This is a genomic window from Quyinboa mangrovi, assembly GCF_042219825.1.
In the GTDB taxonomy this organism is placed as follows: domain Bacteria; phylum Bacteroidota; class Bacteroidia; order Bacteroidales; family UBA5342; genus JBHJHP01.
The window spans coordinates 215,056-239,110 of the sequence record NZ_JBHJHQ010000007.1; the positions used below are offsets into that span (position 1 = coordinate 215,056).

Here is a 24,055-nt window from a genome sequence, read left to right on the forward strand (position 1 = left end):
TTATGAAGAAGAGTATTTTTACTTTATTATTTCTTGTGATAGCAGGTGTTGGTACACTTTTAGCGCAAGTTGAAAATCCATTCAGATTGGACTTTAGGGGAGAAGAATATCTGTATACACTGGCAGAGGATAATACCCCCCATTATACTCAACCATTTGGTAACAATTGGTGGTGGAATGATAATACTGATGCAGCAGCACCTTATATTGATGGAGATAGTCTCATAATTTCTATTGGTGCAAGAGCAACTGTTGCAAAAGATGATCTTGGAAATGAATTTGGTTCTGTGTATGGAATTGCGATTACAACTCCTCAGGTTTACATTAATACTGAAGATTTTCCATTGCTTGCGGTTAAATTTACGGAATTACCGGACTTATCCGAATATGGATATTTTCGTTATCAGCAAATAGTCCGAGGCGAATCCAATGCAGATGGTGCAAACCATGATTGGTTTTTTAGAGTTGATCCGGATGCAAGTGCTGACGTTTATTATTGCACTCATTTAGAAGATGAAGATGGAGGAGTAATTCTTGTTTTTGATCTTTCAAAAAGTGCAAGGGTTCACCGATGGACCTTAAAAAATGAAGCAAATGCTCAGGCTGATCCAGCTGCGTATTACAAGACACTGTATGCTGCTGATGCTGATGGGGCAATTGGTGATGCTTCGTCAATTATTCCTGTGGGAAAATCTATACGTTCTGATATAACATTTGTATGGGAGGGTGTTTTGGATGCTAATCAAAAAGCAAAAATGAGCTGGATGAAAGGATTTGCAACTATAGATGATGTGTATGCATATGCCTGGCCTGAAAATACCAATAATGATTTTTCACTTGATTTCAGAACAGGGGATTACCTTTATACTTTAGCAGCTGACAATGCAGGACATAATACGCAACCATTTGGAAATAACTGGTGGTGGAATGATAATACAGAAGCAACCCCTCCTTACGCTGAAGCAGGCATGTTGAATATTTCCATTGGAGCACGTGCTACAGCTGGGAAGGATGATTTAGGAAATTTATATGCGTCAGTTTATGGTATTACAATTACAACACCACAAGTTTATTTGAATACTGAAGAATTTCCTCTACTTGCTGCGAAGTTTAAAACAGTACCTGCAATGGCCGAAGGTTATACCAAGTTTGCATACCAACAGATAGTGCGTGGTGAATCCAATGCAGATGGAGCAAACCATGACTGGTTCTTCAGAGTGGATCCGAATGCAAGTGCTGATGTTTCTTATTGTACTCAGATTGAAGATGAAGATGGAGGCATGATTTATATTTTTGACCTGTCGCAAAGTGCAAAAGTACATCGCTGGACTCTGAAAAATGAGGCCAATGCACAGGCAGATCCAGCAGCATACTATAAAACAGAGTTTGCAGCTGCAGAGGATGGAGCAATTGGAGATGCATCATCAATTATTCCTGTAGGAAAAGCAATTCGATCTGATGTAACGTTTTCATGGGAAGGTGTATTGGATGACACACAGGTGGCTGAATTATCATGGTTAAAAAGTTTTGCTTCACTTGACGACGTGTACGGTTTTGCATGGACGGCAATTGATGAAGTAAAATTAGAAGCATTGGATGCTTTTGGTTCACAAAATCTAATTACAGTAAGAGGTCTTGATAAAGGTTCTAACGTACAGGTATTTAACCTTGCAGGACAGATGATAGATACACGTATTGTTGGTCAGTCCACTTATAATTTGAATACAAAGAATGGTATTTATATTGTAAGGGTTTTAGATAAAGGTCAGATCAGAACCGCAAAAGTTTTGGTATACTAAATAATAAAAATACATGGGGTTAAAATACCCCATGTATTTTTTTAAAATGTTCCTACCAAGGTTGGGAAAAATAATAACAGTACCAATTATTTTGCTGCATTTGCAGCATTTTATTTTTTGGGCTAATAGAATTAGTTTAAAAAAGTAAGAGAAAACAAGATTTGAAAGAATAGATTAAACCTCAAATTTTTCTATTATTATTTAAATAAATTCACTACAGGAAACATTGAAGACAGAAATGTAAAATGATTATTAATATTCCAATTTATGAAATCAATTAAGCAAATAATTCCTATCATTTGTCTTTTAGTTATGCCATTAACAATAATGGCACAACGTACTTTCGTTCATCCGGGTTTAAGTCATAAAAAATCAGATTTGGAACGTATGAGGTATATGGTTGAAGCAGGAGAAGAACCATATGCTTCCTCATTTTCTCTTTTGCAGGCTGATAGTAAATCTTCCTATAATTATGAAGTAAAAGGAAACAGTTCCATGACTGTTGTTACACAGGATGGCACAAATTATTCTGCTTTTTCCTCCGATGTTCTGGCTGCTTATCTGAATGCATTAATGTGGGGTATTACCGGTGATACCAGGCATGCCGATAAATGTGTTGAAATATTCAATGCCTGGGAAAATCTGACGAGATTTACAGGAGGTGGAACAGAATCTCTGAATACCGGTCGCGTCATATGGAAATTGTTGGAGGCTGCGGAAATAATAAAATCCACGTATGATGGATGGGCACAGGAAGATATAGATAAATTTAAAGCCATGTTAGTTTATCCGGGATATTCAACAACAGAGGTGCCGGCTAATTTGTTAGATGCTACTTTTTATTGGCGTATGTATATGGGAGACCCAGGTCGCCATGGGAATCAGGATTTATTTGGCTGGCGTGGTATTATGGCAATGGGTGTATTCATGGATAATGAAATAATGTACGACAGGGCACTAAGATACCTAAAAGGATTACCTCACAGAGAAGATGATCTTCCATATCAATCCGGCCCTCCTATAATTACAGATACTCCGGATCCAACTCGGGCGAATGATTATTATGATTATTTTAACTTCCCGGCTGACTACAGTACAGACAGTACAGACTATGGTTATAATGGCGTCTTAAAATACTTTATTTGGGAAAACGGGCAGTGTCAGGAAAGTTCAAGGGATCAGGATCATGCAATATTGGGTGTAGGTATGGTAGCATCACTGGCAGAAATAGCCTGGAATCAGGGTGATGACCTTTGGAGTTTGTACAATAACAGAATTCTAAAGGGTTATGAGTTTGCACTAAGGTATAATGTTTCTTATAAATATACCTATGATGATCAGCCTGAACCTTGGGAACCAACAGCTGAAAATGGTGAATTTATTCAGAGAAGAGATAGAACAGGTAGATGGTTCTCTAAAAAGATTAATCCGTATACTGAAAATATTTATAGAGAAACAGTCATATCGAGAGGCAAATTTAAAAGCGATATGCGACCAATTTACGAACTGCCTCTTGCACATTACAACATCAGAGAAGGTTTGTCACTGGAGAATTTGAAATGGACTAAAAGAGCGTATGATATTTCAGTTTCAGAAGTTGGTTATGAACAAAATGGTTGGAGTTTAGACCATTTGGGTTGGGGAGGACTTACTGTTCACCGTCCGGACTTGTGTGCTGGCGATCCATGTAAATTTGAAAATGGGAATCCGGTTTTTAAAATGAACTTTATGCCGGATACTGTAGAAGCAGAGAATTTTGATTATTTCGCAGCGGATGGTGAAGGACATACATATCACGATGTCACAGGAACAAATTCAGGAAATGCTTATAGACCTGGTGAAGCAGTGGATATCGAGGAATGTTCTGATGGTGGTTATAATATTACTAATCTTGAAGATGGAGAATGGATAAGTTATACTGTATATATTCCTGTTTCTGCGTTGTATGATATAAACGTAAGGTATAGCGCAGCTAATAGTAACGGTAATATCAGATTTGAATTTGGGGGAGTAGATAAAACGGGAGATGTTACCATTCCTTTTGGAGGTGATAATTCTACAGCTCTGACAGATTGGAAAAATTTAAACGTGGCATCATCAATTCAACTTGATGCAGGTGTTCAGAATGTTCGTATTTATATAAGTGGTGAATCCAATTCCTATAAGCTGAATAATTTTTGGATTACAATTAATAATCTTGCAAATCCTTCTCTTTCACTCTCAGCAGAAACTTCAGATGCAGCTGTTTATTTAAGTTGGAACATTGATGATATAGTTGCCAAAAAAGCATCTATTTATAAAAATACAAGCAATGATTTTGCATCAAGTTCTTTATTGGTAGAAAATATTGGAGGTAAAAGCTATTTGGATCAGGATGTTACAAATCAAGGTTCATATTATTATTGGCTTGTTGTGGTTGATATAAATAACATGACCTACATTTCAGATGCTGCTGAAATTATTTCACATATTGGTCTGATTGATGATGAATTTAACGATGGTTTAGATGGATGGGTGGCTAATACTTCTGGTGCTTCGGCTAAGGCAGAAAACGGACAATTAATAATGACACTTGCAAAATTGGACAATGGCAAATACCGGGGGGATATGAAGCGTTCACAGGGTGCTGTTTTTCATACGGGTAATTATCCGATTTTTGCCTTTAAAATGGATGCACCCGAGGTAGTGAATATCCATTTTGATACGAACGAAGGTTCATATGGTGATGGTGCGAACAAATGGACAGGAAAGATTGGTGATGATGTTTATTATTATGATTTAACTGAAGTTGGATTCAGAGGAGTTATTCCTTCTACAACGACTACAAAAACGTTTGACATGATTCAGTTGAAAGTGGCAGATATAACTTCAGGTGAGACTTCTTACACTTGTGATTGGGTTAAAACTTTTACAAGTTTAGATGCTTTGAAGGATTTTGTTGGAACAACACCTTTAAATGGTATCAAAGAACAGCATGTTAATATTTGGGGATATAATAATAAGATTTACATGCGTGGATTGGAAAATTCGTTAGTTACGATATTTAATATTGAAGGATGCAAGGTATATTCAGGATTTTGCAACTCTGGAAATCAAACGGTTAATGTTAAAAAATCAGGATTTTATATTGTTAAAATAGAAGCAGGATTTGAGGAGCAAGTAATGAAAGTTGTTGTTCAATAAGAATTTAATTGCTTTTTGATGAATAGATTAATAAAATATGGTTATTCAATTCTCTATGTTAGTGTATTTTTTTCTTGTCAAAACAGAAAAGAAGATATATTGAATAAGACTGATGCAGAGAAACATGTTTCATCTGTATGGGTGTCTGATAATGGAGATGGATCCTATAAAAACCCGATTCTGCATGCAGATTATTCCGATCCTGATGTAATACGGGTTGGAGATGATTTTTTTATGACAGCTTCAAGTTTTAATGCATCACCATCTTTACCAATTTTACATTCTAAAGATCTGGTCAATTGGACTATTGTAAATCATGCGTTGTCTGGACTAACTCCGATATCTTTTTTTGATAAACCTCAACATGGTAAGGGTGTATGGGCACCTTCTATCAGATATCATAACGAGGAATTTTTTATTTACTGGGGAGACCCGGATTTTGGGGTTTTTATGGTTAAAACAAAAGATCCGTTCGGTAACTGGGAAAAACCTGTTAAAGTACTTGATGGGAAAGGAATAATAGATCCATGTCCGTTATGGGATGAAGATGGGAAAACTTATCTGATAACTGCATGGGCTGCAAGCCGTTCAGGAATCAATAGCATCCTTACTGTTTGGGAAATGAATAGTGAAGGAACTGAAGTTGTCAGCGAAGGTAAACATGTTTACGATGGTCATGATAATAACCATACCGTAGAAGGGCCTAAATTATTCCAAAGAGAAGGCAAATATTACATTTTTGCACCTGCCGGAGGTGTAGCCAATGGATGGCAATTGGTTTTACGTTCAGATTGTATATGGGGTCCATATGAAGAAAAAATAGTTCTTGCACAAGGCAATACAAGCGTAAATGGGCCACATCAGGGGACATTGGTTGAAACACAAACCAATGAATCATGGTTTATTCATTTTCAGGATAAAGGTTTTTATGGAAGAATTCTACATCTTCAACCTGTTGAGTGGGGAAATGGATGGCCTGTAATTGGAATAGATAGTGATGGAAATGGATGTGGCGAACCTGTTTTAACTCATAAGAAACCGGATGTTGGTAAAGAATGGGCTGTATGTATGCCACAGGAATCAGATGAATTTAATAATGGAGCACTTGGTCCTCAATGGCAGTGGGCTGCTAATCAAAATATCAAATGGTACGTATCATTACCGGGCAAGAACTATTTAAGGTTATTGGCATACCCGACAACGGAAGAGTATCAGCGTTTATGGGATGTTCCTAACCTGTTGCTTCAAAAATTTCCGGCACCTTCTTTTACAGCCACAACAAAGATGAAACTGACGATTGAATGGGATGCTAAAGAGGGGAAAAAGGCCGGTTTAATCATTACAGGGAATGATTATGCTTATCTTTCACTTAAGAAAAATGGCAAAGGGTTTATATTAAGTCAGATATTATGTAAAGATGCTAATACAGGTGGAGAGGAAGAGACAATTGAGTCGGTTCAGCTTGAATCTGAAACAGTATGTCTGAGGGTTGAAGTTAAAGCACCAGAAGGTAAATGCGATTTTTATTACAGTGAAAACGAAACGGAGTTCCGGCCCATCGGAATTGCACATTATGCAAAACCGGAATTATGGATTGGATCAAAAATTGGGCTGTTTTGTGTTATGGAGTCAGGTGACAGAAAAGGAAGTTATGCCGATTTTGACTGGTTTAGGATTACGAAATAACCAAATACATTTATTGTTTTAATAAATATTGGAACAAATTCAATTAGAATGCAGAATAACATAGTAAAATATATTTCTATCTTTTTTGTGCTTTTATGTGCTTTAGGGGCAACCCTTGTTGCACAATCTCATTATCCCGGACAGCATGAAGGAAAACTAACGGTAAAGGAAAAGGTCTCATTTAAAACGTATGCTTTTGATATGAAGGATGTAAAATTGCTGGAATCAAGGTTTACGGAAAACCTTGAAAGAGAAAGCAAGTGGATCATGTCATTATCAGTTGATCGTTTATTGCATAGTTTCCGTAATAATGCAGGGGTGTATGCGGGTCAGGAGGGTGGCTATGATTCTGTTGATAAATTGGCAGGATGGGAGTCTCTTGATTGCGAGCTTCGTGGACATTCCATTGGTCATATTTTATCCGGGCTTGCCATGTTATATGCAACAACCGAAGATGAAAAATACAAATTTAAAGCAGATAGTCTGGTAAATGGTTTGGCTGAGGTGCAGGATGCACTTGGTCGGGATGGTTATCTAAGTGCTTTTCCGCAGAACCTCATTAATCGTAATATTAGAGGAGAAAGAGTTTGGGCTCCATGGTACACGTTGCACAAGATATATGCAGGTTTAATTGATCAATATTTGTATTGCAACAATGAACTTGCCCTGGTTATTGTAAAAAGGATGGGAGACTGGGCATACAACAAGTTACAGAAAGTAACTGTGGAGCAACGAAAAACAATGATCCGAAATGAATTTGGAGGTGTAAATGACTCCTTTTATACGCTTTATCAAATAACAGGGAATGACCATTATAAATGGCTTGGGGACTTTTTCTATCATGAAGATGTACTTGATCCCCTGAAGGCACATGAGGATAACCTGGAGAAAAAACATGCGAATACATATATTCCCAAGCTAATTGGTATTGTTAGAGCGTACGAAATTGGAGAAACTGAGAAAAACAAAGAGATTTCAGAATTCTTTTGGAATACTGTTGTGGATCATCATTCTTTCATAACAGGAAGTAATAGTGACAAAGAGAAATTCTTTAAAGCGGATCATCAATCACAACACCTTACAGGCTATACAGGTGAATCTTGTAATGTGTACAACATGCTGAAACTGACACGCCATTTGTTTATGCTGGAAGCAGATCCAAAGATGGCAGATTTTTATGAAAAAGCATTGTATAATCATATTTTGGGTCAGCAGGATACTCAAACCGGTATGATTGCTTATTTTTTGCCGATGCTTCCGGGTGCTTACAAAGTATATAGTACCCCTGATAGTTCATTCTGGTGCTGTGTGGGAACTGGTTTTGAAAATCAGGCAAAATATGGTGAGGCAATTTATTATCATACTGATGAGGATCTGTTTGTAAATCTTTTTATTCCTTCAGAACTGAACTGGAAGGAAAAAGGAATAGTTTTAAAACAGATGACAAAGTATCCATATGAATCAGGTTCTTTATTGAAATTCTCTGTTGATAAACCGGTTAAAGTTGCTCTGAAATTGCGTTACCCTTCATGGGTGACAAAGAATGCGGTAGTAAAAGTAAATGGCAAAAGATACAGGGTATCACAAACCCCAGGTAGTTACATTACAATTACCCGTACCTGGATGAATGGTGATCAGGTGGAATTTGACTATCCAATGGAATTGAAGATGGTTGCTTCTGATAATCCTGAAGTAGTGTCGATTAGTTATGGCCCGATTGTTTTAGCTGCTGAATTGGGAACAGAAGATATGGTTAGCCCGGCTCCCTTTTCAAATCCTGACTTGCATAATGACTATTATACTTATGACTACAAAGTTCCGACAGTTTTAACCAACGAGTTAATCACAAGAGGAAAATCAATAGAAAAATGGTTAAAGCCTGTTGATAGTAGAACTTTGACATTTGAAACAGAAAAGAATATTGTCGGGAAGGATTTAACTTTCCGCCCTTTGTTTGATATTCACCATGAAAGATATAATGTTTATTGGAAACTAAAATAAAATGTGGAAACTGTACTTAATTATTATATCAGTTGCTATTTCAGGTATGATACAAGCACAAAATTTGATTACGTACGATGTACCTGATGGTTTAAAATATTCTGCTCACAACGATGACTTTACGGTTCAGGTTCGTGAACACGGAGGTGAATGGATTGATGTATTTGAGTGGAAAGTACAGGTTGATTTGGATGATATACAAACAGCTTCGATGGTAAGCTTTGATATTGGGAAAACAGTTGATGTGCGTGTGAGGAAAAACAACGGAGTCGTAAATTCTGTTCAAATACGTCCACTTTCGCTTGGCATTTTTCCTGTAGTTGACGGGCAGGTAATTTCATTCAGTTTAAGCAAGCCAACTAAACTTTCGCTTGAGGTGAATGGTGATAAATTACATAACCTGCACCTGTTTGCTAACGCAATTTTAAAAGAAAAACCAAGTACTGACGATCCCAATGTAATTTATTTTGGCCCCGGTTTACATCAACCCAAAGATCAACCAGGAGATGTTTACCATGTTCCTTCTGGCAAAACAGTATATGTGGACGGCGGGGCAGTGATTAAAGCAAAATTCATGATTGATGGAGTACATGATGTAAAGATCATTGGACACGGTATTGTATGGCAACCTGAACGAGGTTTAGAGATTCGCTACTCCCAAAATATTACTGTTGATGGACCGATATTCATCAATCCAAACCATTACACGATTTACGGTGGTCAAACTTCCGGAATTAACATACGCAATATAAAATCATTTAGTTGCAAAGGCTGGAGCGATGGCATTGATTTAATGTCGTGTTCTGATGTGGTTATAGATGATGTATTTATGCGTAATTCCGATGACTGTATTGCTATATATGGTCATCGCTGGGATTTTTACGGAAGTGCCCGCAATTATCTTATTAAAAATTCGACACTATGGGCTGATATTGCTCATCCAACTAATATTGGTTTACACGGTAATGCAGAAGCCGGTGGAGATACCATTGAAAATATCACCTTTTCCAATATCAATATCCTTGAACACGACGAAGATGATAGGGACTACCAGGGATGCATGGCTATAACCTGTAGCGATAACAATCTGGTTAGGAACATAACATACAAGGATATACGTGTTGACGATTTTCAGGAAGGTCAATTGTTCAATTTTAGGGTCGTTTATAACGAAAAATACAGCGGAGCTCCTGGGCGCGGTATTGAGGATGTGTTTTTGAAGAATATTGAATATAATTGCAACTCTTCCAATCCATCAGTAATAAAGGGCTTTAGCACTGAACGGCAGGTGGAAAGAATTCTCATTGACGGACTTACAATTAACGGAATGTCTGTTAAGAAGATAAATGAAATAAACATGCAGGTCGGTGATTTTGTGAAAGAATTGAAAGTAAAATGAAAAGGATTTATCTGACAATATTCATTGTTTTGTTTGGTGCAATATCGTCTTTGTGCGCTGCCGTTTATCAATGGTCTGTTCCTGTTGTTGGATTTATTTCAACTGAAACGAATGATCATCCCACAGCCTTTTTGTGGATACCTGAAAGCTGTAGCCAGGTTCGGTCGGTAGTTGTGGGTCAGCACAATATGTGTGAGGAGACCATTTTTGAACATCCGGTATTTAGAGAAAATATGGCGAAATTGGGCTTTGCAATTATTTGGATCTCACCAGGTATAGATCAGCAGTGGGATATTGAAAATGGATGTCAGGAAGTTTTTGATAAAATGATAGAAGACTTAGCATTCGTCAGTGGGTACACTGAATTAAAATATTCACCAATAGTCCCTGTTGGACATTCTGCAATGGCCACTTTCCCATGGAATTTTGGTGCATGTAATAAGGACAGAACCTTGGCGATCATTTCGTATCATGGTGATGCTCCACGTACAAATTTAACCGGTTATGGTCGTGAAAATCTGGAGTGGGGACGTGACCGAAATATTGACGGTATTCCAGGTCTCATGGTTGAGGGCGAATATGAGTGGTGGGAAGCTCGGGTGAATCCTGCTCTGGCCTTTAGGATGATGTACCCTGAAAGTTGCATTTCTTTTTTATGCGATGCTGGGCATGGTCATTTTGACGTGTCGGATGAGGTGATAAATTATCTCTGTCTTTTTCTGGAAAAAGCAGCGGAATACCGTTTGCCGGATGAAGTTCCACTTGATACCCTTGTGCAGCTCCAGAAGCTAAACCCGCAAGACGGCTGGTTAGCCGAGCGGTGGCATCCGGACCAGAAGAAGCGGGCAAAAGCTGCTCCGTTTTTTAATTATACAGGTGACCCGCACGATGCTTTCTGGTATTTCGACAGGGAGATAGCAGAGGTGACTGAAGCTTATTACGCCCGTGAACGCGGCAAAAAAGAACAGTATATCGGCTTTATGCAAAACGGAAAATTATTATCGTTTGATGAAAATCTTCATGCGCGTACAACTGGCGTATTTGAACCCGAAACAGACGGTCTGACCTTTCATTTGAAAGCTGCTTTTACAGATACCTTGAGAAGTGGGTTGTCAATGGATCATGCTGTCGGAAAGCCAGTTATAGATCGTATTTGTGGACCTGTTGAAAAGGTGAACGATAGTACATTCAAGGTACAGTTTTACCGGATGGGATTCAATAATCCAAAGCGGACAGGGGACATTTGGTTGTTGGCGCATCATACAGGTGATAAACATTATAAAAGTACAGTCCAACAAATAAATATCAGAATTCCCTACAGACTGACGGATGGAGAACCTCAATTTATAAAATTTAATAAAATTGATGATCTGAATTTGAGTAGCAAATCAATCGATTTAATTGCTGAATCTACTCAAGGTTTACCGGTGTATTTTTATATAGAAAAGGGGCCTGCTGAATTTAAGGATGGTAAAGTTAATTTTACACCTATACCACCAAGGAGTAAGTTCCCTTTTGAAGTTACAGTTGTTGCCTGGCAATATGGTAGATCCAATGAATCTAAGGTGCAATCGGCTGAACCCGTTAAGCAAACGTTTTATATAACTAAATAAACGACACATAATGAGGAAAGTTATTTTTTATATAATGTTTTTTTGCTTGTCTGTGATACAGGTAAGTGCCAGAAACTACCTGTTTCATACCGATGCAAATATTCAAAGGCTGAAAGAACAGATTAAATCAGACGAAGATGTAAAGACTGCATGGAATGCACAACTGGAAAAAGCTGATCAAATATTACAGCGCGATAGATTAGGGAGCCGTGATTGTCAGGAACTGGGCTTGGTTTACAGAATGACCGGGGAAGAAAAGTATGCTGAAGCCATAAAAAAAATATTACTGGATTATACTGCAAGGAAAACGTGGGAAGGAAAGGATTTGCTTAGCCGAACTCCTCCTTGGATAGCCGGTTTAGGCACTTCACACACCAGTTTTGATATTGCAGTCGGTTACGATTGTATTTACGATTATTTATCGAAAGAGGAACTCACCCAAATTGCAAAAGGCTTTGTAAATGTGGGCATAATGCCCGCTTTGAACGACTGGTTGAATCCTTTAACCAATCAGCATACTTTTGATACCATGGGGCACAACTGGTGGAGTGCCTGTGTGTATATGGCCGGATTATCATCCATCGCAGTGCGCGATGAAATTCCTGAGGCAGAAGTATGGATTGAAGAAATTTCTGCTACTGCACCTGAATGGATCAATTACGCAGGCAGTGTACTGCAAAATAAACCTCCTTCTTTTGATAAAGACGGAGGTTTTTATGAAAGTATTAATTACGCGTCGTACGGAATTTCACAGTATTTGTTGTATCGCTATGCGAATTCAAATGTATTTCCAAAAATCGAACAACCTGAATTGCCGATCTTGAATAACATTCCGGATTTCTTTATTTATACTACGTATTACACCGACAATGGTACTATGTCCGTGAATTTTGGTGACGGGAATCTGTCGCGAAACGGAAATGCCTGCATCGTTCTGTTGTGGGATCTTGGATATCAGAGGGACCGCTATGCGTGGTACCTGAACCAGACAGCTGAAGGGGCCGATAAAGAAGGGTTGCAGATGAATACACCATTAGGGTTGGTCCTGTATCCAAAACTTCCCAGGTTGGCTGAATCTTATGTGCCGGATTTACCTGATGCTCATTTGTATGCCGATATGGGTTGGGCAACTATGCGTAATTCATGGAATAAAGATGCCACTTTACTGGCCGTAAAATCAGGCTTTACCTGGAACCACGCGCATGCCGATGCCAACTCATTTATCCTGTTTCATAACGGCAGAAACCTGATTATTGATTCAGGAAATTCATCGTATGGTAATCCGCTTTACACGCAATACTATTGTCAGAGTGTGGCTCATAATGTGGCACTTTGGAACGGGAAAGCACAAGGCGAAAAGGATCCGTATTTCGGAGCGATTCGCCCCGGGGAATTGTACAATTTGATTGATGGTAAGAACTTTAAATATCTGCTGGCCGATGCAACAGGTCCAACATCGTTATATTTTGCACGGAATTATCGCAGCTTTATCTGGGTTGGCGATGTCATCCTGGTGATTGATGACCTACTTTCGCATGAACCGGGACAATTTGAATGGTTGCTGCATTACAACGGAGAATCCAGCCGTCATGGAATGGATCTTTCTGTAAAAGAAGATGACGCAGAAGTTTTGGTTCACCCACTCTTTCCTGAAACATTTCCAGATGGTGGACTACCTCACGATTTTCCTGAAAAGATGAGATTGGAAGAACGTTGGGGCTATGGAGATCATCATCCTGAAAACAAGGTTCCTTTTTGGTCCATTAGTCATTCTGAAATGACAGACCGGACCAAATTCATCAATGCCATTATTCTGAAGGGCGGTGAGAACAAAGACAACCTTCCTGTGCTGGAACGCTTTGAAGGAAAGGATTTCATTGGTGTCAGGATCATTCAAAACGGAAAAACAACAGAAGTATATTTTAACCTTTTGGCCGACGGACGGATCAAACACCGTAACAGTGTGATTGACATGAACGGCTGGAACACTGATGCATACATGATGGCTGTGACTTATGAGAAGGGAGTAAAAAACTGTAAAATAGAAAATATTACCGATTTATTTGTCGCTCACGGAAGCTATGTAAGGTGCAATGGAGAAATACTGGCACACGCCCTGTCAAAATATACCATGTTGGCAGAAGGTTTTAATAAAGATGCTCATGTGACTTTTAAAGGACAGGAAGGTGTAAGCTTTCTACTGCACAAAATTTCTCCCGGTACAACATTGAATATTAATAATGCTACTCTAAAGGGAGAATATGACAAAGGGTTGAATACTATCAAAGTAAAAATTAAGTAAAATGAAGAAACTAATTTTATTAGTAATCAATGTTGTTGCTGTTACATTTATAGGAAGAGCACAAGTTTTAGAAGGAACATTACAAGAGGTGCAATCTCCCAATGGAGAACTTAAATTCAGTTTTTATCAAAAACAACTTGATGAAAATAAAACACAGATGTATTACCAGGTCAAATTTAAGGATCAAAAGGTTATTCTGGAGTCTGAACTTGGAATACAGATTAAAAATAACTTATTTGAATCAGCCCTTGCCATTGAGAATGATCCAAGTGATAACTGGTGTGAAAATCTTGAATTGAAATCGGTAAACCGGAGTAAGGTTGATACGTGCTGGGATCCGGTTTACGGGGAACGCAGTATAATAAGGGACCATTATAACGAGCTGGTGCTGCATTTTAATAAATTCGGTGAATATGCTGCATTGGCTGAAGGGCATGCGGGTACAAGTTATGATAAGCGGCGCAGTTACAACATGGATGTAATCGTTAGAGTATATAATGAGGGCGTTGCTTTTCAATACTATTTCCCTGAAACTTCCAATGGCTTATTTCTTCATATTACCGGAGAACAGACAAGTTATGTATTTGAGGAAGGCTCTATGGCATATTACGAACGCTGGGCACAGGGGCCATTCAGCTATTTGCCCCTGAAAAACTGGCCCGATGAGTGCGAGCGGCCATTAACACTTGATTTAAAGAATGGATTAAGTGTGGCATTGCTTGAGGCTCAAATGATTGATTACAGTCGGGGAAAGTTCAAATTGGATACTGAAAAACCTAATACTATTGATCTGAGCACGTATGGTAGTGCCGATTTGATTACACCGTATTTCACGCCGTGGAGGGTTATTATGGTTGCAGAAACACCAGGAGAATTGCTTGAGAATAATGATATTATTCTGAATCTTAATACACCGAATCAACTTCAGAATACAGCTTGGATAAAACCAGGGAAAGCCATTCGATCAGGATTGAGCATGAAGGAAGCAAAAGAGTGTGTTGATTTTGCGAAAGAACGAAATCTGCAATATGTGCATCTTGATGCCGGCTGGTATGGTTCTGAAATGAAAGTGGAATCAGATGCTACAACAGTTTCGCCTCAGAAGGATATTGACATGTATGAACTTGTGAACTATGCTGCAGAAAAGGGCATTGGCATCTTCGTTTATATTAACCAGCGTGCATTAACTAACAGACTTGATGACGTTTTTAGTCAGTGTCGTAAATGGGGGATTAAAGGTGTAAAATTCGGTTTTGTGCAGATTGGCTCAAACCGCTGGTCAACCTGGTTGCATAATGCAATTAAAAAAGCCGCAGAGTACCAATTAATGGTTGATATTCATGATGAGTACCGTCCAACGGGCTTCAGCAGGACATATCCGAATTTAATGACCCAGGAAGGGATTCGAGGTAATGAAGAAATGCCGGATGCTACTCACAATACCATTTTACCCTTCACGCGTTACCTTGCCGGAGCCGGTGATTATACAATTTGTTATTATAACGAAAGAATTAAAACAACGCATGCTCATCAGCTGGCCTTGTCAGTAGTTTACTATAGCCCAATCCAGTTTTTATACTGGTATGATAAACCCGAATTGTACAGAGGAGAAAAAGAAGTGGATTTTTTTGATAATGTTAAAACCGTTTGGGATGATACCAAAGTATTGAATGGTGAAATTGGTCAATACATTACGGTTGCACGTCGTTCAGGGTGTGAGTGGTTTGTGGGGGGTATTACAAACAACGATGCCCGTAAGCTGGAAGTCCCTTTTTCTTTTCTTAAAGAAGGTAAGAAATACACTGCAACCATCTATTATGACGATAAGAAATTAAACAGCCGTACCAATGTAAATATAAAAACAAAAACAGTGGATAGTAATTCAGTGTTAACGTTTAATTTGGAAAATAGTGGAGGTGTTGCTATTCATATTGTTCCTAAAGGCTCAAAATAGATATTTGAAGTTTTGTTTGTGAAATATTGAAAAGACTTTAAAATTTAAAAAAATGAAACGATTTGCAATAGGTGCAGATATAGGTGGTAGTCATATCAGTTGCGCGTTGGTTGATATGTTTGAAGGTCATATTTTGGCTGAAAGTCACACTGAAAGGGACATCGATAACAAAGCTAATGCTGATGTAATATTAAATGGTTGGACGGAAGCTCTCCAGGGTACAATTTCCAGGGTTGGAGAGGATAATGTTGCCGGTGTAGGTTTTGCAATGCCAGGTCCCTTTGTTTATGATAAGGGCATTGCTATGTTTGATACATCTGTAGCTAAATTTGAAAAGTTATACAAGGTAGATGTGGGAAGTGAACTTGCTATACGACTTGGCCTTGATGTTCCATTCTGTTTTATGAACGATGCATCTGCATTCGCTGTTGGTGAAGCCTGGCTTGGAGAAGCTTCCGATGTAAAGAAAAGCGTTTCTATAACACTTGGCACAGGCTTTGGGTCAGCCTTTATTGAAAATGGCGTTCCTGTGGTTGAGGGAGTCGGTGTCCCTCCTATGGGGTGCGTCTGGCACTTGCCCGTTATGGCCGGAATAGCCGATGATTATTTTTCAACACGGTGGTACATATCACGTTGGGAAGAACTCTCAGGGGAAAAAGTAAATGGAGTTAAATCCATAGCAGATAAGGCTACAACAGATGAAAAAGCATTGAGTATTTTTACAGAATTCGGGACAAACATGGGTAACTTTCTTGGGCCATGGCTTAAGGATTTTGGTTCAGATAAATTGGTTATTGGTGGAAATGTAACTGGTGCATATAACCTCTTTGGACCTGCTTTTGAATCCGTATTAAAGCATTTGGGCGTAGGTACACAAATTGTGTTGTCAGGTCTAAAAGAAGATGCTGCAATCATCGGAAGTGCTCGAATGATAGACCCTGAATATTTTAATCTCATAAAACCTGTCCTTCCGAAAATGTAAGACAACATAATTTACAATTAACGATACAAATTACTATGGCTCAAAAAACAAATTATGCAAAGATACTACCTGTACTGTTCGGGTTCTTTGTAATGGGATTCTGTGATGTAGTTGGAATTACTTCAGCACATGTTAAAGAGGATTTACTGGGTGCATACAGTCCCGAGTTTAGGGATACACTGTCAAACCTGATTCCGGTAGCTCTCTTTTCAATGTTTCTGATATTTTCTATTCCGACAGGAATGCTTATGAATAAAATAGGGAGAAAGAAAACAGTGGTGCTGAGTAATATTATCACCATCATTGCCATGTTTATCCCTCTGATCGATTATACCTTTATCATGTCGTTAATTGCATTTGCATTATTAGGAATTGCAAATACTATCCTTCAGGTCTCTTTGAATCCTTTACTTACAAATGTTGTTCAAGGAGATAAACTTACAAGCAGTCTTACTGCAGGTCAGTTTGTAAAGGCAATTTCATCATTCAGCGCACCATTTATAGCTGCATTTGCAGCATCGCAGCTGGACAACTGGCAATACATATTCCCTATATATGCTGTAATTACCTTGCTATCTACTATTTGGTTAATGGCAACACCAATAGTGGAAGAACCAATTGAAGCTGAAGTAAATACATTTGGGAATGTAATGGCATTACTGAAAGATAAAACGATTTTTCTACTTTTCCTTGGAATATTATTTGTTGTAGGAGTTGATGTAGGAATCAATACCGCTTCACCAAAAATTCTGATGGAAAGAGCAGGACTGGATTCCATTACAGCAGGATACGGTCCCAGTGTGTATTTTGCTTTACGTACTCTTGGAACCTTTCTTGGTGCTTTCCTCTTAGCTAAATACGCATCCTCAAAATTTTATAAAATAAATATTATAATTGCTGTATTGGCTTTGGTTGCATTGATTTTTGTCAATGAAAAGTACCTGATCTTTGGTCTGTATGGTGTTATTGGATTTACCATCGCAAATATCTTTCCAATAATATTTGGAATCGCAATTCAGAAACGTCCTGAGAAAGCAAACGAAATTTCCGGGTTAATGATTACAGGTGTTTTTGGTGGAGCAGTAATACCCTTCTTTATGGGCGTGGCATCTGATATTATTGGATCACAGGTAGGTGCTGTTCTGGTTATTTTAGCAGGGGCCTTATACCTGATGTATGCTGCATTTGCTCTTAAGGGGCAGTAGAATATAGAACTATTGATATAAACTAATATGGCTAAATTCGAGTTTAAACTCGACCATTTATTTGATTTGCAGGATAAGGTAGCACTTATTACTGGTGGTGGTCATGGTATTGGAATGGCTATTGCAAAAGCTCTTGCCGGTGCGGGTGCTAAGATTTGTATCAATGGGACTTCTGAAGAAAAGCTTTCCAAAGCTAAAAGGATTTTTCAGGACTTCGGTATAGATGTCTTTACAGTGCGATTTGATGTGTCTGATGAAGATGATGTAAATGCTGGTATTACTACTATAGAAAACGAAGTAGGATCAGTTAATATATTAATTAACAATGCGGGTATAATTAACCGTGTTCCAATTCTGGATCTTACTGTAAAGGATTTTAGACAGGTCATTGACATAGACCTTGTTGGGCCTCTGATTGTTTCGAAACGTGTTGTTCCTAATATGATCCGGAAAAGGGAAGGAAAAATCATCAATATCTGCTCACTGATGAGCATTTACGGAAGGTCTTCTGTATCAGCATATGCAGCAGCTAAAGGAGGATTAAAACTTCTGACTTCCAATATGACTTGTGAATGGGCCAAATATAACATTCAGATTAACGGTATTGGACCGGGGTATATTGCTACAGATCAAACAGGTCCAATAAGAGAAAACGGACACCCTTTTAATGATCTGGTGATGACCCGGACACCTGCTGCACGTTGGGGTGAACCCGAGGATGTTGGTAATGCGGCCTTGTTTTTAGCGTCAAAAGCGAGCAATTTCGTGAATGGGCACATATTATTCGTAGATGGTGGAGTATTGGCTAACTTTGGATATGTAGTGGGTGAAAATGATATTTAAAAAGATATGAAAAAATATACCATTTTAATTTTCTTTTTAGGAATAGTCCTCTTTTCGTGTAACAAGGAAATAACAGTTCAAATTGTTAATCCTTTGAACGAGGGAAGAAGCGATGAAGTAATTGTGCTATCCAGGAATGATATAGAACATAGAATCACTTTGGATTCCATGAATATTCCTTCTTTTAAATCAGGGGAAGAACCTGTTCCATATCAGCTTGATGATATGAATGGCGATGGTCTCTGGGACGAAGCTTCTCTTTTACTAAACTTTTCCGCAAAAGAAATCAAAACGATTGTTATAGGACAGGTATCTGAAAATGATACACCCAAATTTGAAAAACGCACTAATCTGCGGCTTGGAATTCATAAGGAAGATGGTAGTTATAAAGAGGTAGATACCTACAAAGCATTACCATGCACTGATGAATTCAGAATAATTGCACAAGGAGAAAGTGTGAGTTGGGAAAATGACAGGATTGCGTTCAGAGTGTATTTTGATTGCAGGAACGTGAAAGACCTTTTTGGTAAATTAAAACCAGGGATGATTATAGATAAAATTCATACTGCTGCAATTCCGGATTATCATGTATTGAATGATTGGGGAATGGATGTGTTACATTGTGGTAGTTCATTAGGCTCAGGAGGAATTGCATTGTTGAAGAACGATTCACTTTACAGGTTAGGATCGACAGATGTTTATGAGTATCATAAAATTACTGAGGGACCGGTTCGATCAGTCTTCGATCTGGTTTACAAGGGCTGGCATGTTGATGGAGATGTTCTTGAAGCTACCGAGCGAATAACAATTTATCCTGGCAAATATTGGTTTTTATCGGATGTAACAGTAACGGGTGCCCCAAAAGGATCACAAATTGTCACCGGTATTGTAACAAGTCTGCTCAAAAGAGAGCCATTTGCATTCGTAGCTGACAGTTTTCAATGTATCGGCACTCATGATAAACAATCGTTAAACAATGACGAACTTGGAATGGCCGTGCTTGTACCTAAAGATGACGCAGGTAAAATAGGGCGTACAAGTAATATTAACTTCTATGATTTAGGTTATCAAACTGTCCCTGAAAAAGGATTTAGTAATATTATTTCAGACACTTATTATATAGGGCAGAAATTTAAAGATAGCATTCCTGCACGACATTATTTCTTCTCGGTTTGGGGGTTGGAAAAAGATAAGTGGAAAACAGAAGATGGCTTCAAACGGTATATTGCAGATGAAGCAAAGAAGTTGTCACAGCCTAATATATGTAATTGGAAGTGATGAAACTTCTATCTGTTGTTATTTACTAATTGATCATTCAAGTATAGCCATAAATGTCAGAAAAATTAGCAAATAAAAAGTTATATCCTTTGAAATTTGATCCTATCCTGAAGGAAAGAATTTGGGGAGGCAATAAGCTTAAATCAATGTTGGGGAAAAATCCGGATAAACTTGAAAGTATTGGTGAAAGCTGGGAACTTTCTGCTGTTAAAGAAAATGTTTCATTAGTAGCAAACGGTGAATTAAAAGGAAATTCTTTAACGGATTTGATTAAGTTATTTAAACACCAGTTGGTTGGTAAAAAGGTGTATAATAAGTTCAAGGAAGACTTTCCTCTATTGATAAAGTTAATTGATGCAAAGGACGATCTTTCCGTACAGGTTCACCCGGATGATGTGCTGGCTACAAAGAAACATGATTCTTTTGGGAAAACAGAGATGTGGTATGTGCTTGATGATTCTAAGAAACCAAAGCTGGTAAATGGATTTAAGAAACATACCTCAAGGGAAGAAGTTTTGTCTATGCTCAGGGAAAATACGTTTACTGAACTTCTTAATATTGATTCAGTAAAGAAAGGTGATGTCGCCTTTATTCCGGCTGGACGAATTCATGCCATATGTAAAGGAAACCTTGTGGTTGAGATTCAGCAAACATCAGATATAACATACAGGGTTTATGATTACGATCGGGTAGACAAAAATGGTAAAAAGCGTGAATTGCATGTCGAAGATGGTCTGGATGCTCTGGATTATTCTGCAGTTGGAGATTCAATCATCCCTACTCGTGGGAAAAACAACAAAGTTGAAAAAATAGTAAAGTGTCAGTATTTTACCTGTAATTTAATTCAGTTTGATTCGTTGATTAGTCGAGAATATATGGCTCTTGACTGCTTTAAGATATTAATAGGGGTAGATGGAGTGACTGCTTTGAATGTTGAAGACAATGAAGAAATAATTAGGACTGGTGATGTAGTACTGATACCTGCAATAAAGAATAATATTAAATTGGTTACTGATCTAAAACCAGCAAAGTTGCTGGAAATCTTTATCGATTAATTGACGATGGAATAACCTTAATTCCAAACCAGATAATTAATCCAGTGATATTTTATACACGGATACAATTAGACTATTTAGAAAAAGCATTCTGCTTTTATATGATTTTTGCGTAGTAGTGAAGAGGTCAGGTATTATAATATAATTCCATTATAGCTGTGTCAAAATTTCCTTATTTTTCTAAATATCTAATGATTCTCGACACTTCTTGTGTTAAAATTGTAAAATATTGATGAGTTTTGTATATACCATAAAGTATGTGAAATCCACTTCGTATTATGAATTGAAAGGATTCTCTGAGATGTTATAAATTAACGATATTTTGGGTGTATTGTTCAGTCTGCTTATTGGGATGATATTTCACTAATAATTTCTAAAATATTCATAGATTTTAACGATTTAAACAATAAGGTTCTATAAATCTATTTCATGTCAGTAAGAATTAGAGAAAATTTCGTAAAAATTCTCAGTTGCAGATTCAGAGTCCAGTTCGTATTATGTATGAGAAAGATTTCATGATGTAGTAAAATTTATGTATTTTGTTAATTTGAAATTAAACAACATTTGAATTTAGAATTACACAGAAAGGGTATGAATAAGGGTATGACAATAAACCACTTTAAACAAAAAAGCCTAACTAATAGATAGTTAAGCTTTCTGCCTGTTGTCCCACAAGGACTCGAACCTTGACTGACGGTACCAAAAACCGGAGTGCTACCATTACACCATGGGACAATCCTGAGCTCATTTCGTTTGAGCGCTGCAAATATAGAACACTTTTCAAAAATGCCAAAGCAGAAAATATAATATTTCATATTATAGTTACAGGTGACGCGTGACATGTTGCGAAGAAAGAATTTTATTGTTCGTTTCTCACTTTAAATTGTTCATTACATAGTTCACCTGTAACCCAGTCACCCGTCACCTTGAGACCTGTCACTTTTTTAGAATAATTACATATTAGTATGTTTTTGGCTAAAAAATGAAACCCTGTTGAAATATCTGTTTCAAACCTGTTTCAAAATAATATATTTGCATGAGGAAATTTTGTAAACAAACACAATGAATTATTCCATTTACGATGTCCTGACGCTCATCGGGTCGCTTGGCCTTTTCCTGTTTGGGATGAAGATGATGAGTGAAGGTTTACAGAAAGTTGCAGGTGAGAAAATGCGGGCCATTTTAAGTGCCATGACTACCAACCGTTTTACCGGAATTCTCACCGGCGTTTTAATAACTGCACTTATCCAGTCTTCGTCGGCCACCACTGTTATGGTGGTTAGTTTTGTTAATGCAGGTTTGCTGTCGTTGATCCAATCTATCGGGGTGATAATGGGTGCCAATATCGGAACCACGGTTACCGCATGGATCATTTCCATCCTGGGCTTTAAGGTCAAAATGAGTGCCCTTTCACTGCCTTTAATTGGATTAGGTTTACCGTTTATCTTTTCAAAAATTGGAAAACGCAGGTTCTGGGGCGAATTTATCATTGGTTTTGCCCTGTTGTTTATGGGACTTGAATTCCTTAAGGATTCTGTACCCGATATCAAACAAAATCCTGAAATACTGAGTTTTCTTTCCAACTATACACATCTTGGCTTTGGTTCGGTTTTAATATTCCTGTTCATCGGAACGCTTCTGACCATTGTTATTCAGTCCTCCAGTGCCACCATGGCGCTTACGCTGGTGATGTGTAACAATGGGTGGATTTCATTCGATCTGGCAGCGGCTATGGTTCTTGGAGAGAATATTGGAACAACTATCACCGCCAATCTGGCTGCGGCTGTAGCCAATTCCACGGCAAAGAAAGCCGCCCGGGCTCATCTCATTTTCAATATATTCGGCGTCGTCTGGATGTTGATCATGTTCCGGTTGTTTTTGCATGGCATCGATTACCTGGTATCGGATGTTATCGGACTTGATTCACCTTACCAGGAGGCAACGGCTATTCCTATAGCCTTGTCGTTGTTCCATACATCGTTTAATGTAATCAATGTGCTGGTGATGTTCTGGTTGGTTCCCGTTATTGTAAAAACAGTCAACTGGATGGTCAAACAGAAGGAATCAGACGAGGAATTCAGATTGAAATATATTGCAACTGGACTGCTGTCAACATCCGAACTGTCGTTGGTTCAGGCTAAAAGCGAGATAACACTCTATGCCGAACGTGTACATAAAATGTTTAAGATTGTGCGCAAGCTGTACGATATAAAAGATGAACGTGATTTCAGCAAGCAATACAGCCGCATTGAGAAGTATGAAACGATTTGTGATAACCTTGAAGTTGAAATTGCCACTTATCTGACTCAGGTTTCCGAAGGAAAAATGACCCAGGCCAGCACCATTAAGTTGCGCTCCATGATGCGCATTATAAGCGATATTGAAAGTATTGCCGATTCAAACTTTAATCTGGCTAAAACTGTTTTGAGGAAAAAGGAGGGTAAGGTTAAATTTGATGAAGACATTGAAAAGGAAATCTTCATGATGTTTGACCTGGTTGAGAAGGCGTTGAAAAAGATGGAGGAAAATCTTGCCGTTACTGATTCAAAGGATATTAATATAAATGACGCGCTTAATATTGAACACGAAATCAATAACTACAGGGACCAGTTAAAGATTCAGCATCTTGAATACATCAAGACCAAACGCTATAAATACAAAGCCGGTGTAATTTTTATGGATCTGGTTACCGGAAGTGAGAAAATGGGTGATTCCATTATCAATGTGTCTGAAGCACTGGTAGATAAAAAATAGT

At 38.1% G+C, this 24,055-nt stretch carries 14 protein-coding genes and 1 tRNA gene; 14 read left to right on the forward strand and 1 reads right to left on the reverse strand.

Annotation, left to right across the window (positions count from 1 at the left end; genetic code table 11):
- The first annotated feature begins 2 nt into the window (after positions 1-2).
- The 13 genes from ACE1ET_RS15995 to ACE1ET_RS16055 all read left to right on the forward strand — a co-directional run bounded on the left by ACE1ET_RS15995 (position 3) and on the right by ACE1ET_RS16055 (position 21,300).
- Positions 3-1,799: a T9SS type A sorting domain-containing protein gene (locus tag ACE1ET_RS15995; protein ID WP_375729427.1), complete on the forward strand. Its 1,797-nt coding sequence runs from the start codon at positions 3-5 to the stop codon at positions 1,797-1,799.
- 267 nt (positions 1,800-2,066) lie between these two features.
- Positions 2,067-4,982 carry a DUF4979 domain-containing protein gene (locus ACE1ET_RS16000; protein WP_375729428.1) on the forward strand — a complete coding sequence of 972 codons (2,916 nt, stop codon included), beginning with the start codon at positions 2,067-2,069 and terminating at the stop codon, positions 4,980-4,982.
- 18 nt (positions 4,983-5,000) lie between these two features.
- Positions 5,001-6,668 carry a glycoside hydrolase family 43 protein gene (locus ACE1ET_RS16005; protein WP_375729429.1) on the forward strand — a complete coding sequence of 556 codons (1,668 nt, stop codon included), beginning with the start codon at positions 5,001-5,003 and terminating at the stop codon, positions 6,666-6,668.
- A gap of 48 nt (positions 6,669-6,716) precedes the next feature.
- Complete coding sequence (locus tag ACE1ET_RS16010) at positions 6,717-8,669, forward strand: glycoside hydrolase family 127 protein (protein WP_375729430.1); 1,953 nt, start codon at positions 6,717-6,719, stop codon at positions 8,667-8,669.
- Position 8,670: 1 nt separating this feature from the next.
- Positions 8,671-10,068 (forward strand): glycosyl hydrolase family 28 protein, encoded by a 1,398-nt coding sequence (locus tag ACE1ET_RS16015; RefSeq protein WP_375729431.1) that lies wholly within the window; start codon positions 8,671-8,673, stop codon positions 10,066-10,068.
- The gene (locus tag ACE1ET_RS16020) at positions 10,065-11,681 is read left to right on the forward strand and encodes a hypothetical protein (protein ID WP_375729432.1); all 1,617 of its coding nucleotides are present in this window, start codon (positions 10,065-10,067) and stop codon (positions 11,679-11,681) included. The genes ACE1ET_RS16015 and ACE1ET_RS16020 overlap by 4 nt, the downstream gene beginning before the upstream one ends.
- 10 nt (positions 11,682-11,691) lie before the next feature.
- Entirely contained in the window at positions 11,692-13,983 is a 2,292-nt protein-coding gene (locus tag ACE1ET_RS16025) for a heparinase II/III family protein (RefSeq protein WP_375729433.1), read from the forward strand.
- Between the two features lies 1 nt (position 13,984).
- Entirely contained in the window at positions 13,985-15,937 is a 1,953-nt protein-coding gene (locus tag ACE1ET_RS16030) for a glycoside hydrolase family 97 protein (protein ID WP_375729434.1), read from the forward strand.
- Between the two features lie 52 nt (positions 15,938-15,989).
- A complete protein-coding gene (locus ACE1ET_RS16035; RefSeq protein ID WP_375729435.1) occupies positions 15,990-16,919 on the forward strand; it encodes an ROK family protein in 930 nt (309 codons plus the stop codon).
- Between the two features lie 35 nt (positions 16,920-16,954).
- Entirely contained in the window at positions 16,955-18,124 is a 1,170-nt protein-coding gene (locus ACE1ET_RS16040; protein WP_375729436.1) for an MFS transporter, read from the forward strand.
- A gap of 27 nt (positions 18,125-18,151) precedes the next feature.
- Entirely contained in the window at positions 18,152-18,967 is an 816-nt protein-coding gene (locus ACE1ET_RS16045; protein WP_375729437.1) for a gluconate 5-dehydrogenase, read from the forward strand.
- A gap of 6 nt (positions 18,968-18,973) precedes the next feature.
- Entirely contained in the window at positions 18,974-20,245 is a 1,272-nt protein-coding gene (locus ACE1ET_RS16050) for a DUF4861 domain-containing protein (protein WP_375729438.1), read from the forward strand.
- Between the two features lie 53 nt (positions 20,246-20,298).
- The gene (locus ACE1ET_RS16055) at positions 20,299-21,300 is read left to right on the forward strand and encodes a type I phosphomannose isomerase catalytic subunit (protein ID WP_375729439.1); all 1,002 of its coding nucleotides are present in this window, start codon (positions 20,299-20,301) and stop codon (positions 21,298-21,300) included.
- A 664-nt stretch (positions 21,301-21,964) separates the two neighbouring features.
- On the opposite strand, the gene ACE1ET_RS16060 is transcribed toward ACE1ET_RS16055, so the two are convergent.
- Positions 21,965-22,035: transfer RNA gene (locus tag ACE1ET_RS16060), tRNA-Gln, on the reverse strand.
- A gap of 327 nt (positions 22,036-22,362) precedes the next feature.
- Here ACE1ET_RS16060 and ACE1ET_RS16065 point away from each other — a divergent pair.
- Positions 22,363-24,054 (forward strand): Na/Pi cotransporter family protein, encoded by a 1,692-nt coding sequence (locus ACE1ET_RS16065; protein WP_375729440.1) that lies wholly within the window; start codon positions 22,363-22,365, stop codon positions 24,052-24,054.
- Position 24,055 lies beyond the last annotated feature (1 nt).